Origin of the sequence: Leclercia sp. 1548 (assembly GCF_050435045.1) — a bacterium.
Taxonomy (GTDB): domain Bacteria; phylum Pseudomonadota; class Gammaproteobacteria; order Enterobacterales; family Enterobacteriaceae; genus Enterobacter; species Enterobacter adecarboxylatus.
This window is the reverse complement of the sequence record NZ_JBNDJP010000001.1, coordinates 882,059-904,649: the sequence shown is the minus strand read 5'-3', so window position 1 is coordinate 904,649 and position 22,591 is coordinate 882,059. Positions and strand designations below refer to the sequence as shown.

Below are 22,591 nucleotides of genomic sequence, written 5' to 3'. Positions count from 1 at the left end.
TCCACTTCAGTCATTCAGAAATACCGAGTTGCTTAGCTGACTGTCATTACAACCCAGGTTGCCGTTTTTAGTGTTTTCCCTCTCCCCGTGGGAGAGAGCCGGGGTGAGGGCATCAGCGTGCGCATTTCCCCCTCACCCGCAAGGGAGAGGGGATACACCGTTACAACGTATGCTCGGTACGCGCAATAATATCGTCCTGCGCATCCGGTGACAGGGCGGTGAAGAACGCAGAATACCCCGCCACACGCACCACCAGATCACGATACTGGTCCGGGTGTTTTTTCGCTTCCAGCAGCGTTTCGCGGGAGACGATGTTGTACTGGATGTGCCAGCCTTTATGCACCTCGAAGAAGGTACGCAGCAGCACCATCAGCTTCTGGCGGTCGCTGTCATTATCCAGCGTCGCCGGGTTAAGTTTCTGGTTCAGCAGCACGCCACCGAGGATCGCTTCGGTCGGCAGTTTCCCGACAGAGCCAATAACCGCGGTTGGCCCCAGATGGTCAGTGCCGGAAGCCGGACTGGCCCCTTCCGCGAGAGGGGTGTGCGCTTTACGTCCATCCGGGGTCGCCATGGTGGCCGCCCCAAACGGCACGTTGGCAGAGATAGACGACGTCCCGGCGTAGTAATTCCCGCCAATCGGGCCGCGGCCGTAACGCGGGTTATGGTACTGCTTCAGCTCTTCGATGTAGGTCTGATAAGCCCGCGCCAGCAGCAGATCCACGCTGTCATCATCATTACCGTACTTCGGTGCGCCGTTGATCAGACGCTGGCGCAGCTGCTCGTGGGTTAGCCCTTCGTAATCATCGGCCAGTGCCGCCGCCAGCTGCTGCTGACCAATCGCGCCCTGGTCGAAGACCAGTTTCTTCACCGCCGCCAGGCTGTTGCCGAGGTTGGCGATGCCTACCTGCAGGCCGGATACCCAGTCGTATTTCGCGCCACCCTGCTTGATGCTCTTCGCGCGTTCAATGCAGTCGTCTACCAGCGCCGAGCAGAGAATGTCATGCACGTTCTCTTCCAGCATGGTGTCCACCACGTACTCAATCTCGATGGATTTACGGGTGTAGTATTTAATCTGGTTATCCCAGGCGGCCATCACCTCGTCGAAGGTGTTGAAATTGCCCGCCGACAGCGCTTTTTCCTGCGGCAGGAACACGTTGCCGCTGGTGGCGTCGCGGCCACCTTCCATCGCCGCCAGCATCACGCGGGCAAAGTTGATAAAGCTCATCCCGGTGCAGCGGTAGCCCCACTTGCCGCCGACGGCGGTTTCGATGCAGCCGATGGCAGCGTAATCGTAGGCATCCGCTTTTTCGATGCCGAGTTTGATGAACTCAGGAATGACAATCTCATCGTTGTTAAAGGCAGGCATCCCGAAGCCGCAGCGGATCACCTGCACGCAGGCGTCGAGGAAGTCATTGCTCATGCCCGCATGGTAGCGCACGCTCAGGTTCGGCTGGGTGGAGCGCAGACGCCCGCAGGACTCCAGAATCGCATAGGAGAGCTGATTGACCGCATCCATAGGCACGTCATTGACCAGCACCTGGCCGCCGATGGTAACGTTCTGGTACAGCGGGCTACCGGCAGAGGCTTTAGAGTGAGAGCCGGAGCGGATCTTGTTCACTTCAAGCAGCTTCAGCCAGCAGCTGTGCAGCAGCTCAATGGCGTGCTCGCGATCCAGGGACTGGTTCAGCTCCACGTCACGACGGTAGTACGGGTAGAGATACTGGTCCATACGGGCAAACGACACCGAGTGGCCGTTGGACTCAATCTGCAGGATCAACTGGATGAAATAGCACAGCTGCAGCGCCTGCCAGAAGGTTTTTGGTGGCTCGTGGGCGATAACATCGCAGTTTTCCGCCATCGCCAGCAGCTCGTCGCGGCGGCTTTCGCGGGTTTCGGTCGAGGCCATCTCACGGGCCAGATCGGCAAAGCGTTTGATATGCAGGCTCACCGCGTCCAGGACGATATCAATCGCTTTCAGGAACTGGTCGCCGTGCAGGTCTTCCAGCACCGTCAGGTTGATGCGCGAGCGGCGTTCGGCCACTTTTGCGCGCAGGCCGTCGAGCCCTTTTTCCAGCAGCAGCGGGAAGTTCACCGCCAGATGCGCATCGCCGGAGGTCATATTGCCTTCCGCTTTGATAATCCCGGTCCCCAGCAACCCTTTCTGCTCATCGGTGAACATGCCGTAGCAGCGATCCTGAACCGTCTGGCCGCGCCACCACGGGCAGAGTTCATGCAGCACACGTTTGTTCTCTTCGCTCACCGCAAAGCCCGCGCCCGGACGGTCGGCCAGGTCGTCGATCTCTTTTTCAATCCACGAGACGGTATATTCCGGGAAGATCGGCGCGGCGCGCACTTCGCTTGCCTGGTTGCCGATGATCAGCTCGTCATGTTTGATCCAGATAGTGCGCTGCGCCAGGTGGTGCGCCAGCGCCAGCGCACGACGTACCGGGATCGGCTTATCCATATGCTGCTGGTACATTTCGGTGTAGTGCTGCGCACGCTCGGTACAGACCGGCGGCTTAACGATGTGGACCAGAGCCGTTTTGTGCGCCTTAATGCGATCGCTCAGGGTAGTAAGATTCAGCTGTGTCATAACATTATCCTCGTAAGGTCGCGGTTAACCCTTTCTGGGCGGCATACTGCCGGGCAAAGTCCAGTAATGCAGGATTATCGAGCGGTTTATCTGGGGCAGAGTAGGGTTGGCCGAGCAGGGTGTATTTGTTCATGCCAAGTGTGTGGTACGGCAGAAAATGGATGTCGTGGACGTTCAGTTCGTCGGCGGCAAAATTGGTGATGGCGGTAATCGAGGCTTCATCGGCGTTAAAGCCCGGGATCAGCGGCACGCGAATAGTGAGCGGTTTTCCGGCCGCGGCCAGGCGCTTGAGGTTATCCAGCACCCGTTTCGCAGAGCCGTCCGTCCACTGCTTAAAGACCGCGCCATCGACATGCTTCAGGTCGGCGAGAAACAGATCGATATAGGGTAACGACGGCTCGATATAGTGCCAGGGGACATGCAGGCAGGTTTCCACCGCGGTGTGGATCCCCTGCTCATGGCTGGCCTGAAACAGCTGGCGCGCCAGGTCCGGGTTCATGAATGGCTCGCCGCCGGAGAGGGTCATCCCGCCGCCGCTGCGATCGTAAAACGGCTTATCGCGCAGCACAGTGGACATGATCTCCTCCACCTGCTTTTCTTCTCCGCAGACGGTCAGTGCCTGGGTTGGGCAGCAGTGGGTGAGGGCATCCAGACAGTTATCGTCGAGTTTTTCGCGGTGGATCACCAGCCCATTCAGCGTCCGGTCAATGACATCAGGCGCCACCTGCTGACAGAGGTTGCACCCCTCCAGGCACAGGCGAGTGTCGAACAGCAGGTCCCGCGACCGCGCACGGCTTTCCGGGTTCTGACACCAGCGGCAGCCCAGCGAGCAGCCTTTCATAAATACCACGGTACGAATACCGGGGCCGTCATGTGTCGAGTAACGCTGAATGTTGAAGATCATAATGTCGCCTCTTGTTGCGTATGAAGATTAAATGACTTTCGAATGAAAGTTATCTTGACGCAAATCAACCCCGACGCAGGTTTTGCCGTGTAGGGTTACGGCATCGTCATTTTTGAGGACCCCATCATGGAACTGTATCTCGACACATCTGATGTTCTGGCTGTTAAAAAACTGGCCCGCGTGTTGCCGCTGGCAGGCGTAACCACCAACCCAAGCATTGTTGCCGCAGGTAAAACGCCGCTGGAGGTGTTACTGCCTCAGCTGCAGGAGGCGATGGGGGGTCAGGGCCGCCTGTTTGCTCAGGTCATGGCGACGACCGCAGAAGGGATGGTGGAAGATGCCCTCAAGCTGCGCGCCATCGTTGCGGATCTGGTGGTAAAAGTGCCCGTCACAGCGGAAGGGCTGGCGGCGATCAAAATGCTGAAAGCGCAAGGGGTGCCGACCCTGGGGACAGCGGTCTACAGCGCGGCGCAGGGGATGATGGCGGCGCTGGCGGGCGCGGAGTATGTCGCCCCCTATGTGAACCGCGTGGATGCGCAGGGTGGAGATGGGATCCAGACGGTGGCCGAGCTACAGCAGCTGCTGACGCTCCACGTGCCGCAGTCAAAAGTGCTGGCGGCGAGCTTCAAAACCCCGCGCCAGGCGCTGGATTGCCTGCTGGCGGGCTGTGAGTCCATCACCCTGCCACTGGACGTGGCCCAGCAGTTAATTACCTCTCCGGCAGTGGATGCAGCGATTGCGAAGTTTGAGCAGGACTGGCAGGGGGCGTTCGGACGGACGTCGATTTGATGGGGCGGCCTGATGCCCTCACCCCAACCCTCTCCCACAGGGAGAAAACACTAAAACGGCAACCTTCAGGTTGCCGTTTGCTTTAACCTCCGCACACCTCACACCCGGGATGACGCATCAGCTTCATCTCGCGGAACTGGCAGGTCATGGCGTCGTACATCACGATTTTTCCCGCCGCGGGCGTGCCGTACCGGGTCAACACCTTAATGGTCTCCATCGCCTGCATCGACCCGATCACCCCCACCAACGGCGCCATCACGCCGGCCTCGACGCAGGTCAGGGTGTTTTCGCCAAACAGGCGGCTCAGGCAGCGGTAGCAGGGTTCGCCTTCGGCATAGGTAAAGACACTTACCTGTCCTTCCATGCGGATCGCCGCCCCGGAGACCAGCGGGGTTTTATGGACAAAACAGCCCGCGTTAAGCTGATTACGAATAGCGACGTTATCGGTGCAATCCAGCACCAGATCGTGATGGGCAATCTGCGCCAACAGCGAAGGTTCATCCAGCAGGGCATTCAGCAGGGTGAACTGCACGTTAGGGTTGATGCGCATCAGCGACGCATGGGCCGACTCCACTTTCGGCTCGCCGAGGGTGGCATCGCTGTGCAGGGTCTGGCGTTGCAGGTTGGAGAGCGACACCGTGTCGAAATCGAGCAGCGTCATGCGGCCCACGCCCGCAGCAGCCAGATACTGCGCTGCGGCACAGCCTAATCCCCCGAGACCGACCACCAGCACATTCGCCGCTTTTAACGCTTCCTGACCATCGAAATCAAAGCCGCGCAGCACAATCTGACGGTTGTAGCGCAGCATCTCCCGGTCGCTCAGTTCCACCGCCATGGTTAGCCCCCAAACAGCGCGTTAAACGGCTCAACCTCAACCCATTCACCCGCTTCCACGTTGCCGCGCTCGCGCTCAAGCACGATGAAGCAGTTACCCTGGCTGAAGGAGCTGAAAATATGCGAGCCTTGATGGCCGGTGATGCTTACCTCCAGCTCGCCGTCGGCGTTACGCGCCAGAATGCCGCGCTGGAAGTCGAGACGTCCCGGTGATTTTTTCAGGCGGGTGGCGGCACGCACGCGCTGGCGGGCAGGCAGGGCGTGCGCCCGGTTGCCGGAGAGCTTCGCCAGCAGCGGCTGCACCAGTTGGTAGAACGTGAGCGCCGCAGAGACCGGGTTCCCCGGCAGGCCGCAGAACCAGCTGTCCGGCAGCTTGCCAAAGGCGAAAGGTTTGCCCGGCTTAATGGCCAGTTTCCAGAAGCCGATCTCGCCCAGCTCATCGAGGATGGTTTTGGTGTAATCCGCTTCGCCCACCGACACACCGCCGGAGCTGAGCACCACGTCGGCCACGCGATCCGCTTCAATAAAGGCGGCGCGCAGTTTTTCTGGGTCGTCCGGGATAATCCCAAGGTTGATCACCTCGCAGCCCAGTTGCTCCAGCATCAGGTGTACCGCCAGCCGGTTGGTGTCGTAGATCTGCCCCTCGGCCAGCGGCTGGCCCGGCAGTTGCAGCTCGTCACCGGTGGAGAACAGCGCCACCCGCACCTTGCGCACCACGGCAATCTCCGCAATACCCAACGAGGCCAGCACCGGCAGTTCAGCCGCGGTCAGCCGGGTGCCCGCCGGGAAGACGGTCGCGCCCAGGGTAATGTCCTCCCCGCTGCGACGGATATTCTGTCCCGGCTTCACGCTGGCGATAAACCGCACACCGTCGTCGGTCTGCTCGGTCTCTTCCTGCATCACCACAGCATCGCAGCCCGCTGGCACCGGGGCGCCGGTCATAATGCGGATACAGCTTCCGGCAGGCCACTCGCCCTGGAAGGGCTGACCAGCAAAGGCTTTACCCGCCACCGGCAGCGCATTACCCGCCGCCAGATCGGCCAGCCGCACGGCATAACCGTCCATCGCCGAGTTATCAAAGCCCGGTACGTTAAGGGGCGAAACGATGTCGGCGGCGGTCACGCGGCCAAAACAGTGCAGCAGCGGCAGTGTTTCCTGGTCTGACAGCGGTGAAAGTCGATCGAGCATCTGCGCGAGTGCCGTCTCAAGCGGCATCAGTCCGGCGGTAAAATCCATGGGTCACTCCAGCAAGAGAATAACGAAGGCGGCCATTATGGCAGAAAAGTGCCCTTAACTGTATGACACCATGGGCTTAGCCTTTACATCACAGTGACGTCTTTCTATATTCAAAAATCATCTGAAGTTCCTGCAACAATAATGATATTTATAGAAAAAGCGGTAATTACGCGCGTAAAGGTGAAGTAGATGGGGAATGCAGTCATCGCAATCCACGGCGGCGCAGGGGCGATTACCCGCGCACAGCTCAGTCAGGAACAGGAGAGGCGCTACATTGAGGCGCTCTCGTCGATAGTAGAAACCGGCCAGCGGATGCTGGAGGCGGGGGAGAGCGCGCTGGATGTGGTCACCGAAGCGGTACGCCTGCTGGAAGAGTGCCCGCTGTTCAACGCCGGTATCGGTTCGGTATTTACCCGCGACGAAACTCATGAGCTGGATGCCTGCGTGATGGACGGCGTTACCCTGAAAGCGGGCGCGGTGGCCGGAGTCAGCCATCTGCGCAACCCGGTGCTGGCCGCGCGTCTGGTGATGGAGAAAAGTCCGCACGTGCTGCTGGTGGGCGAGGGGGCCGAGAAATTCGCCTTCGAACACGGCATGGAAGCAGTCTCGCCAGACCTTTTTTCCACCCCCGAACGCTATCAGCAACTGCTGGCCGCGCGTGATGCGGATGAAACCCGACTTGACCATTCGGCCCCGCTGGATGAAACCACGAAAATGGGTACCGTTGGCGCGGTGGCGCTGGATAAGGCCGGAAACCTGGCCGCCGCCACCTCCACCGGCGGCATGACCAACAAACTCCCCGGTCGGGTGGGCGATAGCCCGTTGCCCGGCGCGGGCTGCTATGCCAATAACGCCAGCGTGGCGGTCTCCTGTACCGGCACCGGCGAAGTGTTTATTCGCACCCTGGCCGCCTACGATATCGCCGCGCTGATGGACTACGGCGGCTTAAGCCTCGCCGAAGCCTGCGAGCGGGTGGTAATGGAAAAACTCCCGGCGCTCGAAGGCAGCGGCGGACTGATTGCCGTCGATCGCGAGGGTAACGTGGCATTGCCCTTTAACAGCGAAGGGATGTACCGCGCCTGGGGCTATGCCGGCGATACGCCAAGCACCGGCATTTACCGTGAATAAGGGGGAAAGGGTGCCACACAGCGATGAACTTGACCGCCAGCAGGTGCTGGCGGTGCACAACCTGAATGTCGCCTTTCCCGACGAACGGCAACCGATCCCGGCGGTAAAAAACCTCTCTTTTTCGCTGAAACGCGGCGAGACGCTGGCGATCGTCGGCGAGTCCGGTTCCGGTAAGTCGGTGACCGCCCTGTCGCTGATGCGCCTGATTGAACAGTCCGGCGGGCTGGTGGCATGCGACAGCCTGCTGCTGCGCCGCCGTAATGGCCAGGTGAGCGATCTCACCACCCTCAGTTCCTCCCAGGTGCGCAGCGTGCGTGGTGCTGACATCGCCATGATTTTTCAGGAGCCGATGACTTCGCTCAATCCGGTCTTCCCGGTGGGGGAGCAGATTGCCGAGTCGATCCGCCTGCACCAGGGGCTGAGCGGCGATGAGGCGCTGGCTGAAGCCAGACGTATGCTGGAGCAGGTGCGGATCCCGGAGGCCGACGCCATTCTGGGACGCTACCCGCATCAACTCTCTGGCGGGATGCGCCAGCGGGTGATGATCGCCATGGCGCTCTCCTGTCGTCCGGCGGTACTGATTGCCGATGAGCCGACCACCGCGCTGGATGTCACCATTCAGGCGCAAATTCTGCAGCTGATCAAAGTGTTGCAGGACGAGATGGAGATGGGGGTGATTTTTATCACTCACGATATGGGCGTGGTGGCGGACATCGCCGACCGGGTGCTGGTGATGTACCAGGGCGAGGCGGTCGAAACCGGCACTGTAGAACAGATTTTCCACTCGCCTGAGCATCCCTATACCCGGGCGCTGCTGGCCGCGGTGCCGCGGCTGGGGGCAATGAACGGCAGTGATTTACCGCGCCGTTTTCCGCTGATCTCCCTCACGAACCCGGGTTTTCAGGAGGCCGAAACCGAACAAGATACGGTGGTGCCCGGCGAACCCATCTTACAGGTGCGCGACCTGGTCACCCGATTTCCGCTGCGTGGCGGCCTGTTAAACCGGGTTAAGCGGGAAGTGCATGCGGTAGAAAATGTCAGCTTTGATTTATGGCCTGGCGAGACGCTGTCGCTAGTGGGCGAATCCGGCAGCGGCAAGTCCACCACCGGACGGGCGCTGTTGCGGCTGGTGGAGACCCAGGAGGGCACCATCACCTTTAACGGTAAGCGCATCGACACCCTGCCGGCCGGGCAACTGCAACCCCTGCGGCGGGATATTCAGTTTATTTTCCAGGATCCCTACGCCTCCCTCGATCCCCGCCAGACGGTGGGCTATTCGATTATGGAGCCGCTGCGGGTGCATAACCTGCTGGATGGCGATGCCGCCCAGCGGCGGGTGGCGTGGCTGCTGGAGCGTGTCGGCCTGAAGCCGGAGCACGCCTGGCGCTATCCCCATGAATTTTCCGGCGGCCAGCGACAGCGAATCTGCATCGCCCGCGCGCTGGCGCTCAATCCGAAAGTGGTCATTGCCGACGAGTCGGTCTCGGCGCTGGATGTCTCCATCCGGGCGCAGATCATCAATCTGCTGCTCGATTTGCAGCGGGAGATGGGCATCGCATTTCTGTTTATTTCGCACGACATGGCGGTGGTGGAGCGCATCAGCCACCGGGTGGCGGTGATGTACCTCGGGCAGATCGTCGAGATTGGCCCGCGTCGGGCGGTGTTTGAAAACCCGCAGCACCCTTACACCCGCAAGCTGATGGCGGCGGTGCCGGTGGCCGATCCGGCCCATCGTCAGGCCCGGCGGGTGCTGCTGCAGGACGAGCTGCCGGGCAACATTCGTAAGCGGGGAGAATCCACCGAGCGCGTGGTGTTGCGGGAGGTTGGCCCCGGCCACTTCGTCGCACCGCCGCGCCAGGATAATGCCTTTAAACATCTATAAATCACGACAGCAGGGAACAACAGGAGAACACAACAATGACAAAATATGTTGCTCGCAAATGGCTGTTAGCCGCGAGCGTCACGGCAGCCCTGGCGGCCACGCCGGCCTTCGCAGCAAAAGACGTGGTGGTGGCGGTGGCCTCCAACTTCACCACCCTGGATCCGTATGACGCCAACGACACCCTGTCGCAGGCGGTGGCGAAGTCGTTTTATCAGGGGCTGTTTGGTCTCGATAAAGAGATGCAGCTGAAAAACGTGCTGGCCGAGAGTTACACCGTCTCGGACGACGGGCTGGTCTACACCATTAAGCTGCGCAGCGGGGTGAAGTTCCAGGACGGCACCGACTTCAACGCTGAAGCGGTGAAGGTCAACCTCGATCGCGCCAGCAACCCGGAAAACAGCCTTAAGCGCTATAACCTGTATAAAAACATCGCCAGCACCGAGGCCGTCGATCCCACCACGGTAAAAATCACCCTGAAAGAGCCGTTCTCGGCCTTTATCAATATTCTGGCCCACCCGGCCACGGCGATGATCTCCCCCGACGCGCTGAAAAAATACGGCAAAGAGATCGGCTTCCATCCGGTCGGCACCGGGCCGTATGAGCTGGTGACCTGGAATCAGACCGACTTTGTGAAGGTGAAAAAGTTCGCCGGTTACTGGCAGCAGGGGCTGCCGAAGCTGGACACCATCACCTGGCGTCCGGTGGTGGATAACAACACCCGCGCCGCCATGTTGCAGACCGGCGAAGCGCAATTTGCCTTCCCGATCCCGTATGAGCAGGCGGCGCTGCTGGCGAAAAACAGCAAGCTGGAGCTGGTCGCCAGCCCGTCGATCATGCAGCGTTACATCAGCATGAATGTCACGCAAAAACCGTTCGATAACCCGAAAGTGCGCGAGGCGATTAACTACGCCATCAACCGTGAGGCGCTGGTGAAGGTGGCCTTTGCCGGGTATGCGACCCCGGCAACGGGCGTGGTGCCACCGTCCATTGCGTACTCCCAGCAGTATCATCCGTGGGAATATAATCCGACAAAAGCGCGTGCACTGCTGAAAGAGGCGGGCTTCCCGAACGGTTTCAGCACCACGCTGTGGTCGTCGCACAATCACAGTACCGCCCAGAAGGTGCTGCAATTCACCCAGCAGCAGCTGGCACAGGTGGGCATTAAGGTGCAGGTCACGGCGATGGATGCCGGGCAGCGTGCCGCCGAAGTGGAAGGCAAAGGGCAAAAAGAGAGCGGGGTGAGGATGTTCTACACCGGCTGGTCGGCCTCTACCGGCGAAGCCGACTGGGCGCTGTCGCCGCTGTTTGCCTCGCAAAACTGGCCGCCAACCCTGTTCAATACCGCGTTCTACAGCAATCCGCAGGTGGATAAAGACCTGACGGAGGCGCTGAAAACCACCCAACCGGAAGAGAAAGCGAAACTGTACAGGGATGCACAGGATACGATCTGGAAGGAGTCACCGTGGATACCGCTGGTGGTCGAAAAACTGGTCTCGGCGCATAACAAGGCGCTGACCGGCTTTTACATCATGCCGGATACCGGCTTTAGCTTTGACGACGCGGATCTGAAATAAAGCACTCATTCCCGCAGGTGTACGCCTGCGGGATGAGAGGAATGTGCATGCTGAATTATGTGATTAAACGCCTGCTGGGGCTGATCCCGACGCTGCTGATTGTGGCGGTGCTGGTCTTTTTATTCGTTCATCTGCTGCCGGGGGATCCGGCGCGGCTGATTGCCGGCCCGGAAGCCGATGCCACGGTCATCGAGCTGGTGCGTAAGCAACTGGGGCTGGATCAGCCGCTCTACCGGCAGTTCTGGCACTACATTACCAGTGTCGTGCAGGGGGACTTTGGTACCTCGATGGTCTCCCGTCGTCCCGTTTCCGAGGAGATTGCCAGCCGCTTTATGCCCACCTTCTGGCTGACCCTCGCCAGCATGGCCTGGGCGGTGCTGTTTGGCCTGATGGCCGGAATTGTGGCGGCAGTCTGGCGTAACCGCTGGCCGGACCGGTTGGGCATGGCGCTGGCGGTCACCGGGATCTCCTTCCCGGCTTTTGCGCTGGGGATGCTGCTAATGCAGATCTTCTCCGTCGAGCTGGGCTGGCTCCCCACCGTGGGCGCGGACAGCTGGCGGCATTACATTTTGCCTTCGCTGACCCTCGGCGCGGCGGTGGCGGCGGTGATGGCGCGCTTCACCCGCGCCTCCTTCGTTGACGTGCTGAACGAAGACTATATGCGAACCGCCCGGGCAAAGGGGGTCAGCGAGAAGTGGGTGATCCTCAAGCACGGTCTGCGTAATGCGATGATCCCGGTAGTGACCATGATGGGGCTGCAGTTCGGCTTCCTGCTCGGTGGCTCGATCGTGGTGGAAAAGGTCTTCAACTGGCCGGGGTTAGGGCGTTTGCTGGTCGATTCTGTCGACATGCGCGACTACCCGGTGATCCAGGCGGAAGTGCTGCTTTTTTCGCTGGAGTTTATTCTTATCAACTTAGTGGTGGATGTGCTCTATGCCGCCATTAATCCCGCAATCAGGTACAAGTAAGATGCGACTGTTAAACTGGCGTCGGCAGGCCATGTTAAAGGCCATGCCGGGACTCAAACCGGATCAGATCCGCACCCCGTGGCATGAATTCTGGCGGCGCTTTCGTAAGCAGCCGGTGGCGATGACCGCCGGGCTGTTTGTCCTGCTGCTGATCCTGGTGGCGGTGCTGGCCCCCTGGATCGTCCCCTTTGATGCGGAAAACTACTTCGATTACGACCGTCTGAACGAAGGTCCGTCGGTGATGCACTGGTTCGGCGTAGATTCTCTTGGACGCGATATCTTCAGCCGGGTGCTGATGGGGGCGCAGATCTCGCTCGCCGCCGGGGTCTTTGCGGTACTGATTGGCGCGGCCATCGGCACGGTGCTGGGCCTGCTGGCCGGTTATTACGAGGGCTGGTGGGATCGGATCATCATGCGCATCTGCGATGTGCTCTTTGCTTTCCCTGGCATTCTGCTGGCCATTGCGGTGGTGGCGGTGATGGGCAACGGCATGGCGAACGTGATCATCGCCGTGGCGATCTTCTCGATTCCGGCCTTCGCCCGCCTGGTGCGCGGCAATACGCTGGTGCTAAAACAGCAGACCTTTATCGAGTCGGCGCGCAGCATTGGGGCCAGCGATACCACAATCCTGTTTAACCATATTCTGCCGGGCACCGTCTCCTCTATCGTGGTCTATTTCACCATGCGTATCGGGGTGTCGATTATCTCGGCCGCCAGCCTGTCGTTTTTAGGTCTGGGCGCGCAACCGCCGACCCCGGAGTGGGGGGCAATGCTCAACGAGGCGCGGGCCGATATGGTGATTGCCCCGCATGTGGCGCTGTTCCCGAGCCTGGCGATTTTCTTTACCGTGCTGGCGTTTAATTTGTTAGGAGATGGGCTGCGCGACGCGTTGGATCCGAGAATTAAGGGATAACCTACCAATATTTGTATAGCTTATGGGAAAAGCTATTTTTATTCAGTGAGTTATAAAATGCCGCATAAAAGGGTTGCTGGAGTAAACTCTTTGTAAAAATTATAATGATTAACCGTTAAATAACGTTAAATATTGTAAGGATTACAATGAAAAAGCTTCTTTTATGCGGCATGGTTTTACTTTCTGCCTCGTGCGCCGATTTCCAGAAAAACATGAGTGACGGGATGAAAGCGGTCAATTCGGCCCTTACGCCAAAATCCTCTACCGGTGCGCAAACCACCGCGGCGGCAAAACAGCCTGGCACCATCACCAATGAACAGTGCAAAACCAGCGTGGGTAAATCCCGTGACTATTTTGAACAGATTGTTGGCTTCAAGCTGAACGAGACCAACTCCTCGGGCTATACCTCTTTCTCCGAGACCTACAACCTGCGCATTTCCGATCGTAAAGACCGTCTTGGCGGCAACTACGCTATCTGCATTATCTCAATCGATCCGCAGACCAATAAAGTCACGACCTTCTCAATGCCAACCTGATTCTGGCATGTTGCCGGGTAAGCGCAGCGCCACCCGGCAATTTTACACGTTACTTATCTACGCCGAAGCCCTGCTTAATGAGGGCCGGGAGCACGTCCGGGAAGTAAATGTGCTGGTAATAACCGCTCACGCTTTCACTCCAGGTATCACCGTCGGTACGGTTAATGGCCTGCCAGTGTTCGGTCATCTGCTGATTGTAACGGGTGATTTTGGCTTCCAGCCCGTCGGTAATATAGGCTTCGTCATGACGGAAGGTCTCCAGCGGGAGACGCGGTTTGTGATGCGAAGGAACATCAACGTGGCCAATCACCACGCCCGCCACCGGGAAGGTGTGTTCCGGTAGGTCAAGCAGCTCAATCAGTTCCAGTGGACGCAGACGAATCCCGCCAATCGGCACGATCCCCAGCCCTTCAGAGCGGGCTGCTGCCATCACGGAACCGAGGGCAATGCCCACATCGGTTGCGCCAGCCACCAGGCTCTCAATGCTCTGATGCGCAACCTGCTCTTTGCCCGCCAGCTTCATGCCGACTTCCGTTTTATACATATCCAGCACAAAAGTGATAAACACCGGGGCTTTGGCAATCCACGGCTGGCCGCCCGCGATCTGTGAAATCTGCGCGCGTTTTTCGGCATCGCGCGTCACGATGACCGACACCTGCTGGGAATGCACGGAGGTGGGGGCGCGGTACGCGGTGCTAATAATGCGTTCGAGGGTGGCGTCATCAATGGCGCGATCGGTAAAGCTGCGCTCGCTTTTATGGTCGTTAAACAGGTCAATAATCGTGTTCATAGCATCTCCGGTGTGAAGCGCAAAAGCCTACCAGCCCGGCACCGTTTTGCCTTTAACACTCTATGCGAAAATCAGAGGGGATTGCCCGACCAGCGGCCGGGCAGGGGGATTAGCGCAGCGCAGCCACTAAGGCTTTCGCCACGGCTTCGGAACTGCCCGGGTTCTGCCCGGTGATCAGCGTACCGTCTTCGACAATGAAGGAGCCCCAGTTCGGGCCTTTCTGGTAGTTAGCGCCCAGGGCAATCAGCTCATCTTCCACCAGGAACGGAACGATGTCGGTCAGTTCGACGTCGGCCTCTTCACCGTTGGTAAAACCGGTCACCTGACGGCCCTTCACCAGCGGCTCGCCAGAGGCGGCCTTCACATGGCGCAACACACCCGGCGCATGGCAGACGAAACCGATGGGTTTACCCGCGCGGTTGAAGGCTTCAATCAGCGTGATGGAGGTCTGTGACTCCGCCAGATCCCACAGCGGGCCGTGCCCGCCTGGATAGAATACGGTGTCGAAATCGTCCTGACGCACGCTGTCGAGCTTCAGGGTGTTGGCAAGTTCACGCTGTGCTGCCGGATCGGCTTTGAAGCGCTGGGTCAGTTCGGTCTGGAAATCGGCTGAATCACTTTTGGGATCCAGCGGCGGTTGACCACCGGCCGGGGAGGCCAGCACCACTTCGGCTCCCGCATCTTTGAAGATGTAATACGGGGCGGCAAACTCTTCCAGCCAGAAGCCCGTTTTCTTACCGGTATTGCCCAGGTCACTGTGAGAAGTGAGAACCATTAATACTTTCATTGTTATCTCCGGTGATAGACGATGGTAATCTCAGTCTTGAAGAGTTATTATTACATTCTTATCCAAATGTAGGTATTGAAGAACATTGGAAAAGTTTTAGTAACAAGTTAGTTGGTTTATAAATGACTAGTAGATTCCTATTAATATTTACATAAACTTGACATTAGGAAATATATGAAAATTATTACACTTTATAACCATAAAGGTGGCGTTTCTAAAACCACAACAACTTTTAATTTATGCAATTATATATCGGGCTCTGGAAAAAAAGTGTTGATGGTCGATGCTGATCCTCAATGCAACTTAACTGAAATTGCCATGGCTACGATTATAAAGCAACTCGATGAGCAATCTGAAAAAGAAAATACTGTAAAAGAATTGCCGGGAAGTGATATTCTTGAAGTGCTTAATCAAAGGATTAAAGGTGATTCAGCGTTTATTGACCTTGATAAAGTTGAAATTTGTCAGGTTGCAGATAATCTCGATTTAATTCGTGGATCAGTCGACTTATCTTCTATCGAGGATGACTTGGCTGAAGCTCATGTCCAAAGAATGAGCAATCGTACTAATCTTATGCGAACGTATGTTTCTATTGGTGATTTTTTGGAAAGGATTGCCGCCAAAAATTCATATGATTATGTTTTTATTGATGTTGGGCCTAGCTCAGGTGCTTTAACACGAGCGTTCTTTTTAGCATGCGATGGATTCTTTATACCGGTAGCTCCCGATCGATTCAATGTGCAAGCTATTTCAACTCTTAGCCATATTATTGATAGGTGGACCAGCGATCATGAACAGGCTATTGAAACATATAGAGAATTAGGGTTCCCTATTCGAGAAGGTAATCCTTCCTTCTTGGGCTGTATAGTTCAAGCCTTTAAAAAGTTCGCCGGAGCAGCAAAACCAGGATATCAGATGTGGATGGATAGAATTCCAGTAGAAATTGACGATAAAATTAGACCTTTGATTGGGGATGAGAAATATCTTCCGCAATTAGATGATAAATCAAAAGAGCACGCGATTATTATAGAAATACCTGACTTCAATCAACTTGCACCTTTAATGCAAGAGGTTGGCAAAGCAGTTTTCAACATTCAACAGCAAGATACAGCATTGATTACCAAAAGCGGCGATCCATGGAGAGGAAATAACTGGACTGGGGCACTAGGAAGAATAAATAACTACCGTTCTCTTTTTGATAAAGCTGCCAAATCAATTTTTGAGTTTGATAGGAGAAGTTAACAATGAATGTTGCCTCCTATTATGTCGCGTTTATTGATATTTTAGGTTTTAAAGATATTGTTGAGCAAGAAAAATCAAATCAATTTGATAAAGGCCTTCTTACAAAACTTTATGCGTGTCATTTACAATGTGGTGAGATATTTAAAGAATTTCATATCGATATAGTGCAGTTTTCTGATTCCATTGTCATTAGCAAACCATTTTCTGTTGATTCGTTTGAGCAATTTATTAAGGCTGTATCATCATATCAAAAAATGTTATTGAAAAGTGGTTTTCTTTGTCGCGGCGGAATTGCTTTAAATAAGCATTATAGCGATTCTGGTTTTATATTTAGCCCTGCGCTTATTGAAGCTTATAATGTTGAAAGTAAAAAGGCAATCTATCCGAGGATTGTCATTTCTGAAGATTTGATGGAACTTCTTTTCCCTACAAAAAATATTCCTGAATTTCTTTGCAAAGAATATGATGGATTATATTTCGTTAATTATGTAAGTAATGAGATGGATGAAGAATCCCGTGAGTCATTGGAAAATTTGATTAGCAGTTGTATCAGTAGTAAAAATCCATCGATTGCGCAAAAAGGAATTTGGCTAGCTGGTTATTTTGATATTATATTTCAGGCAAGTAGATGTCCATCAAGGTTTACATTGTTCCGTTAAACAAACAGAAGGGGATTTATTCCCCTTTTTTAAATATGTAAAATGGCTTAATTATATTTGAAATTAAAAGTGCGTTTCCAGTATTTGTATTTTATTGGGAAGGATGATTATTAAGTGGATATAAGATGTTTTTACGTTTACTTTTTATCTGAGAGAATCCATACCGTTAAAGTTAGTTGTTGATTAATTATGAGGCTAATTATATGAGCTTATGTGTAATTATATAGTTACCTTGTCCAGCGAATTACTGATTCCCCACCGATAGTAGTCAAACCTTGTTATCATCAAATTACTTTGGCAGACAAGGAATAACAACGATGGTTAAGGTGCGTGAGGCGAAAGCGGAAGATTACGAAGCATGGTTAAGGTTGTGGAACGGCTATCTCAGTTTTTACGGCACAGGCCTTGATGAGGCGGTGACCCTGGCAACCTGGCACCGGGTGTTGTCTGCGGATTCCACTCTGTTTTGCCGACTGGCAGAAACCGAACAAGGGGTGGTGGGGTTCGCGATTTGTGTGCTGCATGAAGGCACCTGGGTGACCCAGCCGCTGTGCTATCTGGAGGATCTGTTTGTCGATGACGCGGCGCGCGGCAAAGGGGCGGGCAGGGCATTGATTGAGGCCATTATCAACGAGGCGCGCGTAAAGGGCTGGTCGAAGGTCTACTGGGTGACCCGGGAAGGCAATCCGGCCCGGGCGTTATACGACAAGCTGGCAGTGGTGGATGATTACGTGCGCTATCGGATCACGATTTAGTGGTTTGCATGGTCGATCCCCTCTCCCTCGAAGGCTGAGGGATCCCCACAAATAATATTCGCACGGACGGATCCCCTCTCCCTCGAAGGCGGAGGGAGCCTCACAAATAATATTCGCACGGACGGATCCCCTCTCCCCTTTGGGGAGAGGGTTAGGGTGAGGGGCAACCACGTGCACATTCCCCCGTTAACCTTCCTCAGTCAATTAACGCATCAATCGCCACGCGCCCGTCCGGCGTTAGTAACCAGCGTGGCGCGTTCAGCGTGTCGGCGTAGAAGTTCACCAGCTCATACAGTAGCCCTTCCATTACTTTTGCCATATCCCACGGCAGTGCGTTGCTGAGAAGCAGTTGCGTAAGTGTCTGACAGTACAGTCCCAACAACTCGCTTTCCGGTTCAAAGGCGGGCAAGCGGGAGGGCAGATCGGTCAGGGTGAAACGCGCCACCAGGTGCGGCGGAATAGGCTCGTTAAGCGTTGGCTGCAGCAGCGCCAGGCAAGCAGAAAGGCGGGCGCAGAGCGCCAGTTTTTCCGCCGGATCATCAGTTTCCAGCAGGGTATAGGCGAAGCGTTCGCAATGGTTCGCCAGCTCGGTGAAGTCGGTGTTGTGAGAGAAGGGTACGTTAAATAAGGCCTGAGCCTGGGTTGGGGTAGTAGCCATAGTGGCAGCCTCCGATAAAGTTGTTAAACCCACCGTCAGAGGTTCCAATCTCATGGCGGTGGACTGAGCGAGGTTGGAACTACCGGCTTTATCGGATACCGGCGCATCTTACGATGCCCCCGCCAGCCCACCATTGAGGTGCAGCAAAGCGTACGACATAAGGCCTCTTATGTCATCGATAAAGTCAGTCAGGGTTCCAATCCCGGCGCCTGATTTTGCAGGCGCATCAGGAAGATACTGCGGGGAATTCGTGGCGACAAGCCGGGAAAATCATTCCCGGAAGGCGCCTCGCAAAAATTTTAACGTAACGAAGAAAGTAGATAATAATCAAATTCTTACGGCGATTTCCTGGTCCGGGTGAAATCGCTGAGGCGTTTCCTGAAGGCAGGGGCGAGGCGGTAAGCCCCTCTGGCACGTTCCCCGGTTCCGGTGTAGCAGAGCAGCAAGGAACCTGAGGTGAACGGAACGACCACCAGAGCCGCATGTTCCCCTCACCCTAACCCTCTCCCCAGAGGGGAGAGGGGATCGACTGTGCGGAAACTATTCCTGACCCTGTTTTCAGAGGGGAGAGGGGATAGTCCGTGCGGAAACTATTCCTGACCCTGTTTTCAGAGGGGAGAGGGGATCGACCGTGCGGAAACTATTCCTGACCCTGTTTTCAGAGGGGAGAGGAGATCGTCCGTGCGGAAACTGTTTGTGGCGATCGCTTAACCCTCAGCTTTCTCGTTATCCACGCTTCAGGCATTCTGCTCACTCCCTGCTCGCTATCCACGCCTCAGGCATTCTGCGTACTCCCTGCTCGCTATCCACGCCTCAGGCATTCTGCGCACTCCCTCCTCGCTATCCACGCCTCAGGCATTCTGCTCACTCCCTGCTCGCTATCCACGCTTCAGGCATTCTGCGCACGCCCTTCTCGCTATCTCCCCCTCAGGCATTCTGTGCACTCCCCCACAAAAGCGCACATAACCCGGCGTCGTCCTCCCTTCGCCTGTGCGTTTGCGGGCATCATACCCCCCATGACACTCCAGCCGTGGGATAAGCCATGCGTAATGAAATCCTGACCTTTCTGGCCAATCAGACCGATTTTTTCGACCCCGAAAACCTGAGCGAAGTCTTCACCGCCAGTTACCTGGCAGAGCGGTTTGACCTGAAACGCAATACCGCCAGCCACTATCTGAACCAGCTGGTGGCCCAGGGGGAGCTGGTCAAAATCAATACCCGTCCGGTCTACTTCCTGCACAAAAAAGCCTTTAGCCAGCAATTTTTCGGCCTGGCCGGGAACGAATACGACAGCATCGCCCAGCTGCTGAACGACGGCGACAGCGGGCAGGCGCCGCCGGATCACTTTGCACTGCTGATCGGGCATGACGGCAGCCTCAAAAAGGCCATTGCCCAACTGAAAACGGCACTCTTCTATCCCGCTGGCGGCCTGCCGCTGCTGATCACCGGCGACAGCGGCACCGGCAAAAGCTACATGGCGAACCTGATGCACGCCTTCGCGATTTCCCAGGGGCTGCTGGCGGACGATGCCCCCTTTGTGAGCTTTAACTGCGCCCAGTACGCCAGCAACCCGGAGCTGCTGGCGGCGAACCTGTTTGGCTATGTGAAAGGCGCCTTTACCGGGGCGCAGAACGATAAACAAGGGGCATTCGAAGCCGCCGACGGCGGCATGCTGTTTCTCGATGAGGTGCATCGTCTGAACGCCGAGGGCCAGGAGAAGCTCTTTACCTGGCTCGACCGCAAGGAGATCTACCGGGTGGGGGAGACCGCTCAGGGCCGCCCCATCAGCACGCGGCTGGTCTTCGCCACCACTGAGGAGCTGCACAGCACCTTTTTAACCACCTTCCTGCGCCGCATTCCCATCCTGGTCACGCTGCCCGACCTCCAGGCACGATCCCGCCAGGAAAAAGAGGCGCTGATCCTCCAGTTCTTCTGGCGGGAGGCGAAAAAGCTGAATGTGCGCCTGAATCTGACCCCCCGCCTGCGCCAGGTGCTGCAGCACGCGCCCTATCGCGGCAACGTAGGCGAGCTGAAAAACGTGGTCAAGTATGCGGTCGCCGCCGCCTGGGCCAGGCAGCGGGGGCAGGAGACGATTGGCGTCACCCTTCAGGATCTGCCGGAGAAGGTAATGGCCGCGATCCCGACGATGGGCGAAATGCCCGTTGCAGAAGAGCCGCTGACCATCGAGCCGGAAACCAGCCTGCTGTGGCTGCTTCGCGCTCACGATCGCACCCAGGGGATGATCCATGATACCCAGTGCCAGGTGCTGGCCCTGTACGAAGAGGTGCTCAGCGGCCGCTCGGGATGGGAGGAGGTCCATCGGCGGATGGGGGAGGAGATCGAAACCCTGTTCGACAGGCTGGTGTTTCATCATCGCGACACCACCGCCTCACCGGTATTGCAGCTCACCACGCAGCAGGTGCGGGAAGCGTTTTACCGGCTGGAGCAGCAGTTCAACGTGCAGTTTAACGGCAATGGCATCTACGCCCTGAGCCACTATCTGGTGCATCGCGCGCCAGGTGCGCTGTCAGCTCTGAGCCAGGAGCGGGTCCGGTTGCTGGATGACTTCCTGGCGCAAAAATATCCCCTGCTGTACCGCTTTTGCCAGGCGATGATCGCCGCCCTGACGCAAAAGCTCGATATTGAACCCCAGCGGATCGACGCGCTGTTGCTGGTGCTATGGCTGCATAAAGCAGGCGCGGTGAGCCAATCCCAGGTGACCCGGGCGGTGATCCTCGCCCACGGCTACGCCACCGCCAGCAGCATCGCCAATGTGGCGAACCGCCTGTTGAAACACACGGTCTTTGAATCCTTCGACATGCCGCTCGACGTCACGCCGGAGGCGATTGCCCAGCAGGTGATGCACTACATCGAAAGCAATGCTCTGGCGTCCGGGTTGATGATTCTGGTGGATATGGGGTCGCTGAACGCTATCCACAGCCACTTCCAGCGCCGCGTCTCCACGCCGGTCGCGATTGTGAACAACGTCTCCACCAGCATGGCGCTGTATGTCGGGGAGCGGATCCTCCAGGGACATCACATCGAGGAAATCGCCCGCGAGATCGGCGCGGATTTGCCGGTGGAACACCAGCTTTTCTGGCCGCAGGCCAGTAAACCCCGGGTTATTCTCACCACCTGCATCACCGGGATTGGCGCGGCGGCCAATCTCTGTCAGCTGCTGAAGGCCAGCATCCCGGAGGCGCTGGGCATTGAGATCATCGCCTGCGACTACGAGATGCTCAGCGACGCCCAGGAACGGGCGGTGGCCTTTAACCGCTACGACATGCTGGCGATTGTTGGCACCTTCGACCCGCAGGTGCCCGGTGTGCCGTGGATCTCACTGGATTCCTTGATTGCCGGGGAGGGGACGCGGCCGCTGATGCGCATCTTTGGCGATATCGCCACGGTGGAGCAGGTGGCCGAGATCAACAATCTGCTGCTGAAGAACTTCTCCCTGCGGCGGGTGATTGAGTCGGTGACCATTCTCGATACCACCAAAGTCATCAACCAGGTGGAGCAATTTGTCTTCCGCTATGAGCATCTGGCGGGCTGCCAGGTGCCGAACGAACGCAAGGTGGCGCTCTATGTGCACATCAGCTGTCTGATTGAGCGGCTGATCCGTAACGCCTCGCCCACCACCTACGCCGGGCGACAGTGTCCTGAAAGCGAGCTGGCGCTGTTGCGGCAGGCCTTTAGTGTCATTGAGAGCAGTTATAGTGTCAAAATCCCCGTTGTCGAGCTGTGCTACATCCACAATATTCTGACCCTGGAAACGGAATTTATTCAGGCAGATCAAGAGTTTTAATCCCTCCCTCTCTCCTGTCTCCCACGCGCCACTTTTTCCTGGCACGTGGGTTGCAGTCTCTGTAGAGCAAACAGCTGCACAGTGGAATGAGCTTCGAGGACAGGATGAAACGACATTACATATTTGCCAGCCATGGCACCTTAGCCCGCGGGGTACTCGACTCGGTCGAGTTGATCCTCGGCAAGCAGCAGGACATCCATACCCTCTGCGCTTATGTCGACGAGAACCAGGATGTTACCGGGCAGGTGGCTGAGCTACTTGCCAGCCTGCCGGAGCAGGATGAGGTGATTGTGATCACCGATATTTTTGCCGGGAGCGTCAATAACGAATTTATCCGCTATCTGCATCAGCCGAAATTTCATCTGATCGCTGGCCTGAATTTGCCGCTGGTCATCGGCTTGCTTATTTCTGCGGATGAACCGGATACCGAAAAATTAATCCATGAGGCGTTATTCAGCGCCCGGGAAAGTATTCAGTATTGCAACCACACCATTGCCAGTGCGGTACAGGCAGATAAAGACTTCTGAACGCGAGGAAT

At 56.7% G+C, this 22,591-nt stretch carries 19 protein-coding genes; 12 read left to right on the top strand and 7 right to left on the bottom strand.

All coding sequences use genetic code 11. The annotated features are described in order from the left end of the window. Positions 1–160 precede the first annotated feature (160 nt). Both ABIE02_RS04365 and ABIE02_RS04360 read right to left on the bottom strand, forming a co-directional pair. Positions 161–2,593 (bottom strand): formate C-acetyltransferase/glycerol dehydratase family glycyl radical enzyme, encoded by a 2,433-nt coding sequence (locus ABIE02_RS04365; protein WP_336994996.1) that lies wholly within the window; start codon positions 2,591–2,593, stop codon positions 161–163. A gap of 4 nt (positions 2,594–2,597) precedes the next feature. Further along, entirely contained in the window at positions 2,598–3,497 is a 900-nt protein-coding gene (locus tag ABIE02_RS04360) for a glycyl-radical enzyme activating protein (RefSeq protein ID WP_059308441.1), read from the bottom strand. A gap of 126 nt (positions 3,498–3,623) precedes the next feature. On the opposite strand from ABIE02_RS04360, the gene fsa reads away from it, so the two are divergent. Next, the gene (gene fsa / locus ABIE02_RS04355) at positions 3,624–4,286 is read left to right on the top strand and encodes a fructose-6-phosphate aldolase (protein ID WP_032617204.1); all 663 of its coding nucleotides are present in this window, start codon (positions 3,624–3,626) and stop codon (positions 4,284–4,286) included. A gap of 82 nt (positions 4,287–4,368) precedes the next feature. Here the strand turns inward: fsa and moeB are convergent, their stop codons facing one another. Together moeB and moeA are read right to left on the bottom strand one after the other, a co-directional pair. Next, positions 4,369–5,121 (bottom strand): molybdopterin-synthase adenylyltransferase MoeB, encoded by a 753-nt coding sequence (gene moeB / locus ABIE02_RS04350; protein ID WP_336994997.1) that lies wholly within the window; start codon positions 5,119–5,121, stop codon positions 4,369–4,371. Positions 5,122–5,123: 2 nt separating this feature from the next. Then, entirely contained in the window at positions 5,124–6,356 is a 1,233-nt protein-coding gene (moeA, locus tag ABIE02_RS04345; RefSeq protein ID WP_336994998.1) for a molybdopterin molybdotransferase MoeA, read from the bottom strand. A 189-nt stretch (positions 6,357–6,545) separates the two neighbouring features. On the opposite strand from moeA, the gene iaaA reads away from it, so the two are divergent. The 6 genes from iaaA (at position 6,546) to ABIE02_RS04315 (ending at position 13,357) form a co-directional block, all read left to right on the top strand. After that, complete coding sequence (gene iaaA / locus ABIE02_RS04340) at positions 6,546–7,484, top strand: beta-aspartyl-peptidase (RefSeq protein WP_077226638.1); 939 nt, start codon at positions 6,546–6,548, stop codon at positions 7,482–7,484. A 10-nt stretch (positions 7,485–7,494) separates the two neighbouring features. Then, positions 7,495–9,366: a glutathione ABC transporter ATP-binding protein GsiA gene (gsiA, locus tag ABIE02_RS04335; RefSeq protein ID WP_336994999.1), complete on the top strand. Its 1,872-nt coding sequence runs from the start codon at positions 7,495–7,497 to the stop codon at positions 9,364–9,366. A gap of 35 nt (positions 9,367–9,401) precedes the next feature. After that, on the top strand, positions 9,402–10,940 hold the full coding sequence (gene gsiB / locus ABIE02_RS04330) for a glutathione ABC transporter substrate-binding protein GsiB (RefSeq protein WP_032617210.1): 1,539 nt from the start codon (positions 9,402–9,404) through the stop codon (positions 10,938–10,940). Positions 10,941–10,987: 47 nt separating this feature from the next. Next, a complete protein-coding gene (gene gsiC / locus ABIE02_RS04325; RefSeq protein ID WP_032617211.1) occupies positions 10,988–11,908 on the top strand; it encodes a glutathione ABC transporter permease GsiC in 921 nt (306 codons plus the stop codon). A gap of 1 nt (position 11,909) precedes the next feature. Then, positions 11,910–12,821, top strand: coding sequence for a glutathione ABC transporter permease GsiD (gsiD, locus tag ABIE02_RS04320; protein ID WP_032617212.1), 912 nt, complete (start codon positions 11,910–11,912; stop codon positions 12,819–12,821). A 146-nt stretch (positions 12,822–12,967) separates the two neighbouring features. Beyond that, positions 12,968–13,357: a hypothetical protein gene (locus ABIE02_RS04315; protein WP_032617214.1), complete on the top strand. Its 390-nt coding sequence runs from the start codon at positions 12,968–12,970 to the stop codon at positions 13,355–13,357. 49 nt (positions 13,358–13,406) lie between these two features. On the opposite strand, the gene ABIE02_RS04310 is transcribed toward ABIE02_RS04315, so the two are convergent. Together ABIE02_RS04310 and ABIE02_RS04305 are read right to left on the bottom strand one after the other, a co-directional pair. Beyond that, a complete protein-coding gene (locus ABIE02_RS04310; protein ID WP_336995000.1) occupies positions 13,407–14,147 on the bottom strand; it encodes a nitroreductase family protein in 741 nt (246 codons plus the stop codon). 109 nt (positions 14,148–14,256) lie between these two features. After that, positions 14,257–14,934: a type 1 glutamine amidotransferase domain-containing protein gene (locus ABIE02_RS04305; RefSeq protein ID WP_130589125.1), complete on the bottom strand. Its 678-nt coding sequence runs from the start codon at positions 14,932–14,934 to the stop codon at positions 14,257–14,259. A 174-nt stretch (positions 14,935–15,108) separates the two neighbouring features. Between ABIE02_RS04305 and ABIE02_RS04300 the strand changes: the two genes are divergently transcribed. The 3 genes from ABIE02_RS04300 to ABIE02_RS04290 all read left to right on the top strand — a co-directional run bounded on the left by ABIE02_RS04300 (position 15,109) and on the right by ABIE02_RS04290 (position 17,590). Next, complete coding sequence (locus ABIE02_RS04300) at positions 15,109–16,176, top strand: ParA family protein (protein ID WP_336995001.1); 1,068 nt, start codon at positions 15,109–15,111, stop codon at positions 16,174–16,176. 2 nt (positions 16,177–16,178) lie between these two features. Further along, positions 16,179–16,835 carry a hypothetical protein gene (locus ABIE02_RS04295; protein WP_336995002.1) on the top strand — a complete coding sequence of 219 codons (657 nt, stop codon included), beginning with the start codon at positions 16,179–16,181 and terminating at the stop codon, positions 16,833–16,835. A 317-nt stretch (positions 16,836–17,152) separates the two neighbouring features. Then, positions 17,153–17,590, top strand: a complete 438-nt coding sequence (locus tag ABIE02_RS04290) for a GNAT family N-acetyltransferase (RefSeq protein WP_336995003.1) — start codon at positions 17,153–17,155, stop codon at positions 17,588–17,590. 196 nt (positions 17,591–17,786) lie between these two features. On the opposite strand, the gene ABIE02_RS04285 is transcribed toward ABIE02_RS04290, so the two are convergent. Then, entirely contained in the window at positions 17,787–18,248 is a 462-nt protein-coding gene (locus tag ABIE02_RS04285; RefSeq protein WP_336995004.1) for a hypothetical protein, read from the bottom strand. 1,042 nt (positions 18,249–19,290) lie between these two features. Between ABIE02_RS04285 and ABIE02_RS04280 the strand changes: the two genes are divergently transcribed. Continuing rightward, positions 19,291–22,053 carry a sigma 54-interacting transcriptional regulator gene (locus tag ABIE02_RS04280; protein WP_144883888.1) on the top strand — a complete coding sequence of 921 codons (2,763 nt, stop codon included), beginning with the start codon at positions 19,291–19,293 and terminating at the stop codon, positions 22,051–22,053. A 104-nt stretch (positions 22,054–22,157) separates the two neighbouring features. After that, positions 22,158–22,580 carry a PTS sugar transporter subunit IIA gene (locus ABIE02_RS04275; protein WP_032617227.1) on the top strand — a complete coding sequence of 141 codons (423 nt, stop codon included), beginning with the start codon at positions 22,158–22,160 and terminating at the stop codon, positions 22,578–22,580. Positions 22,581–22,591: the final 11 nt, after the last annotated feature.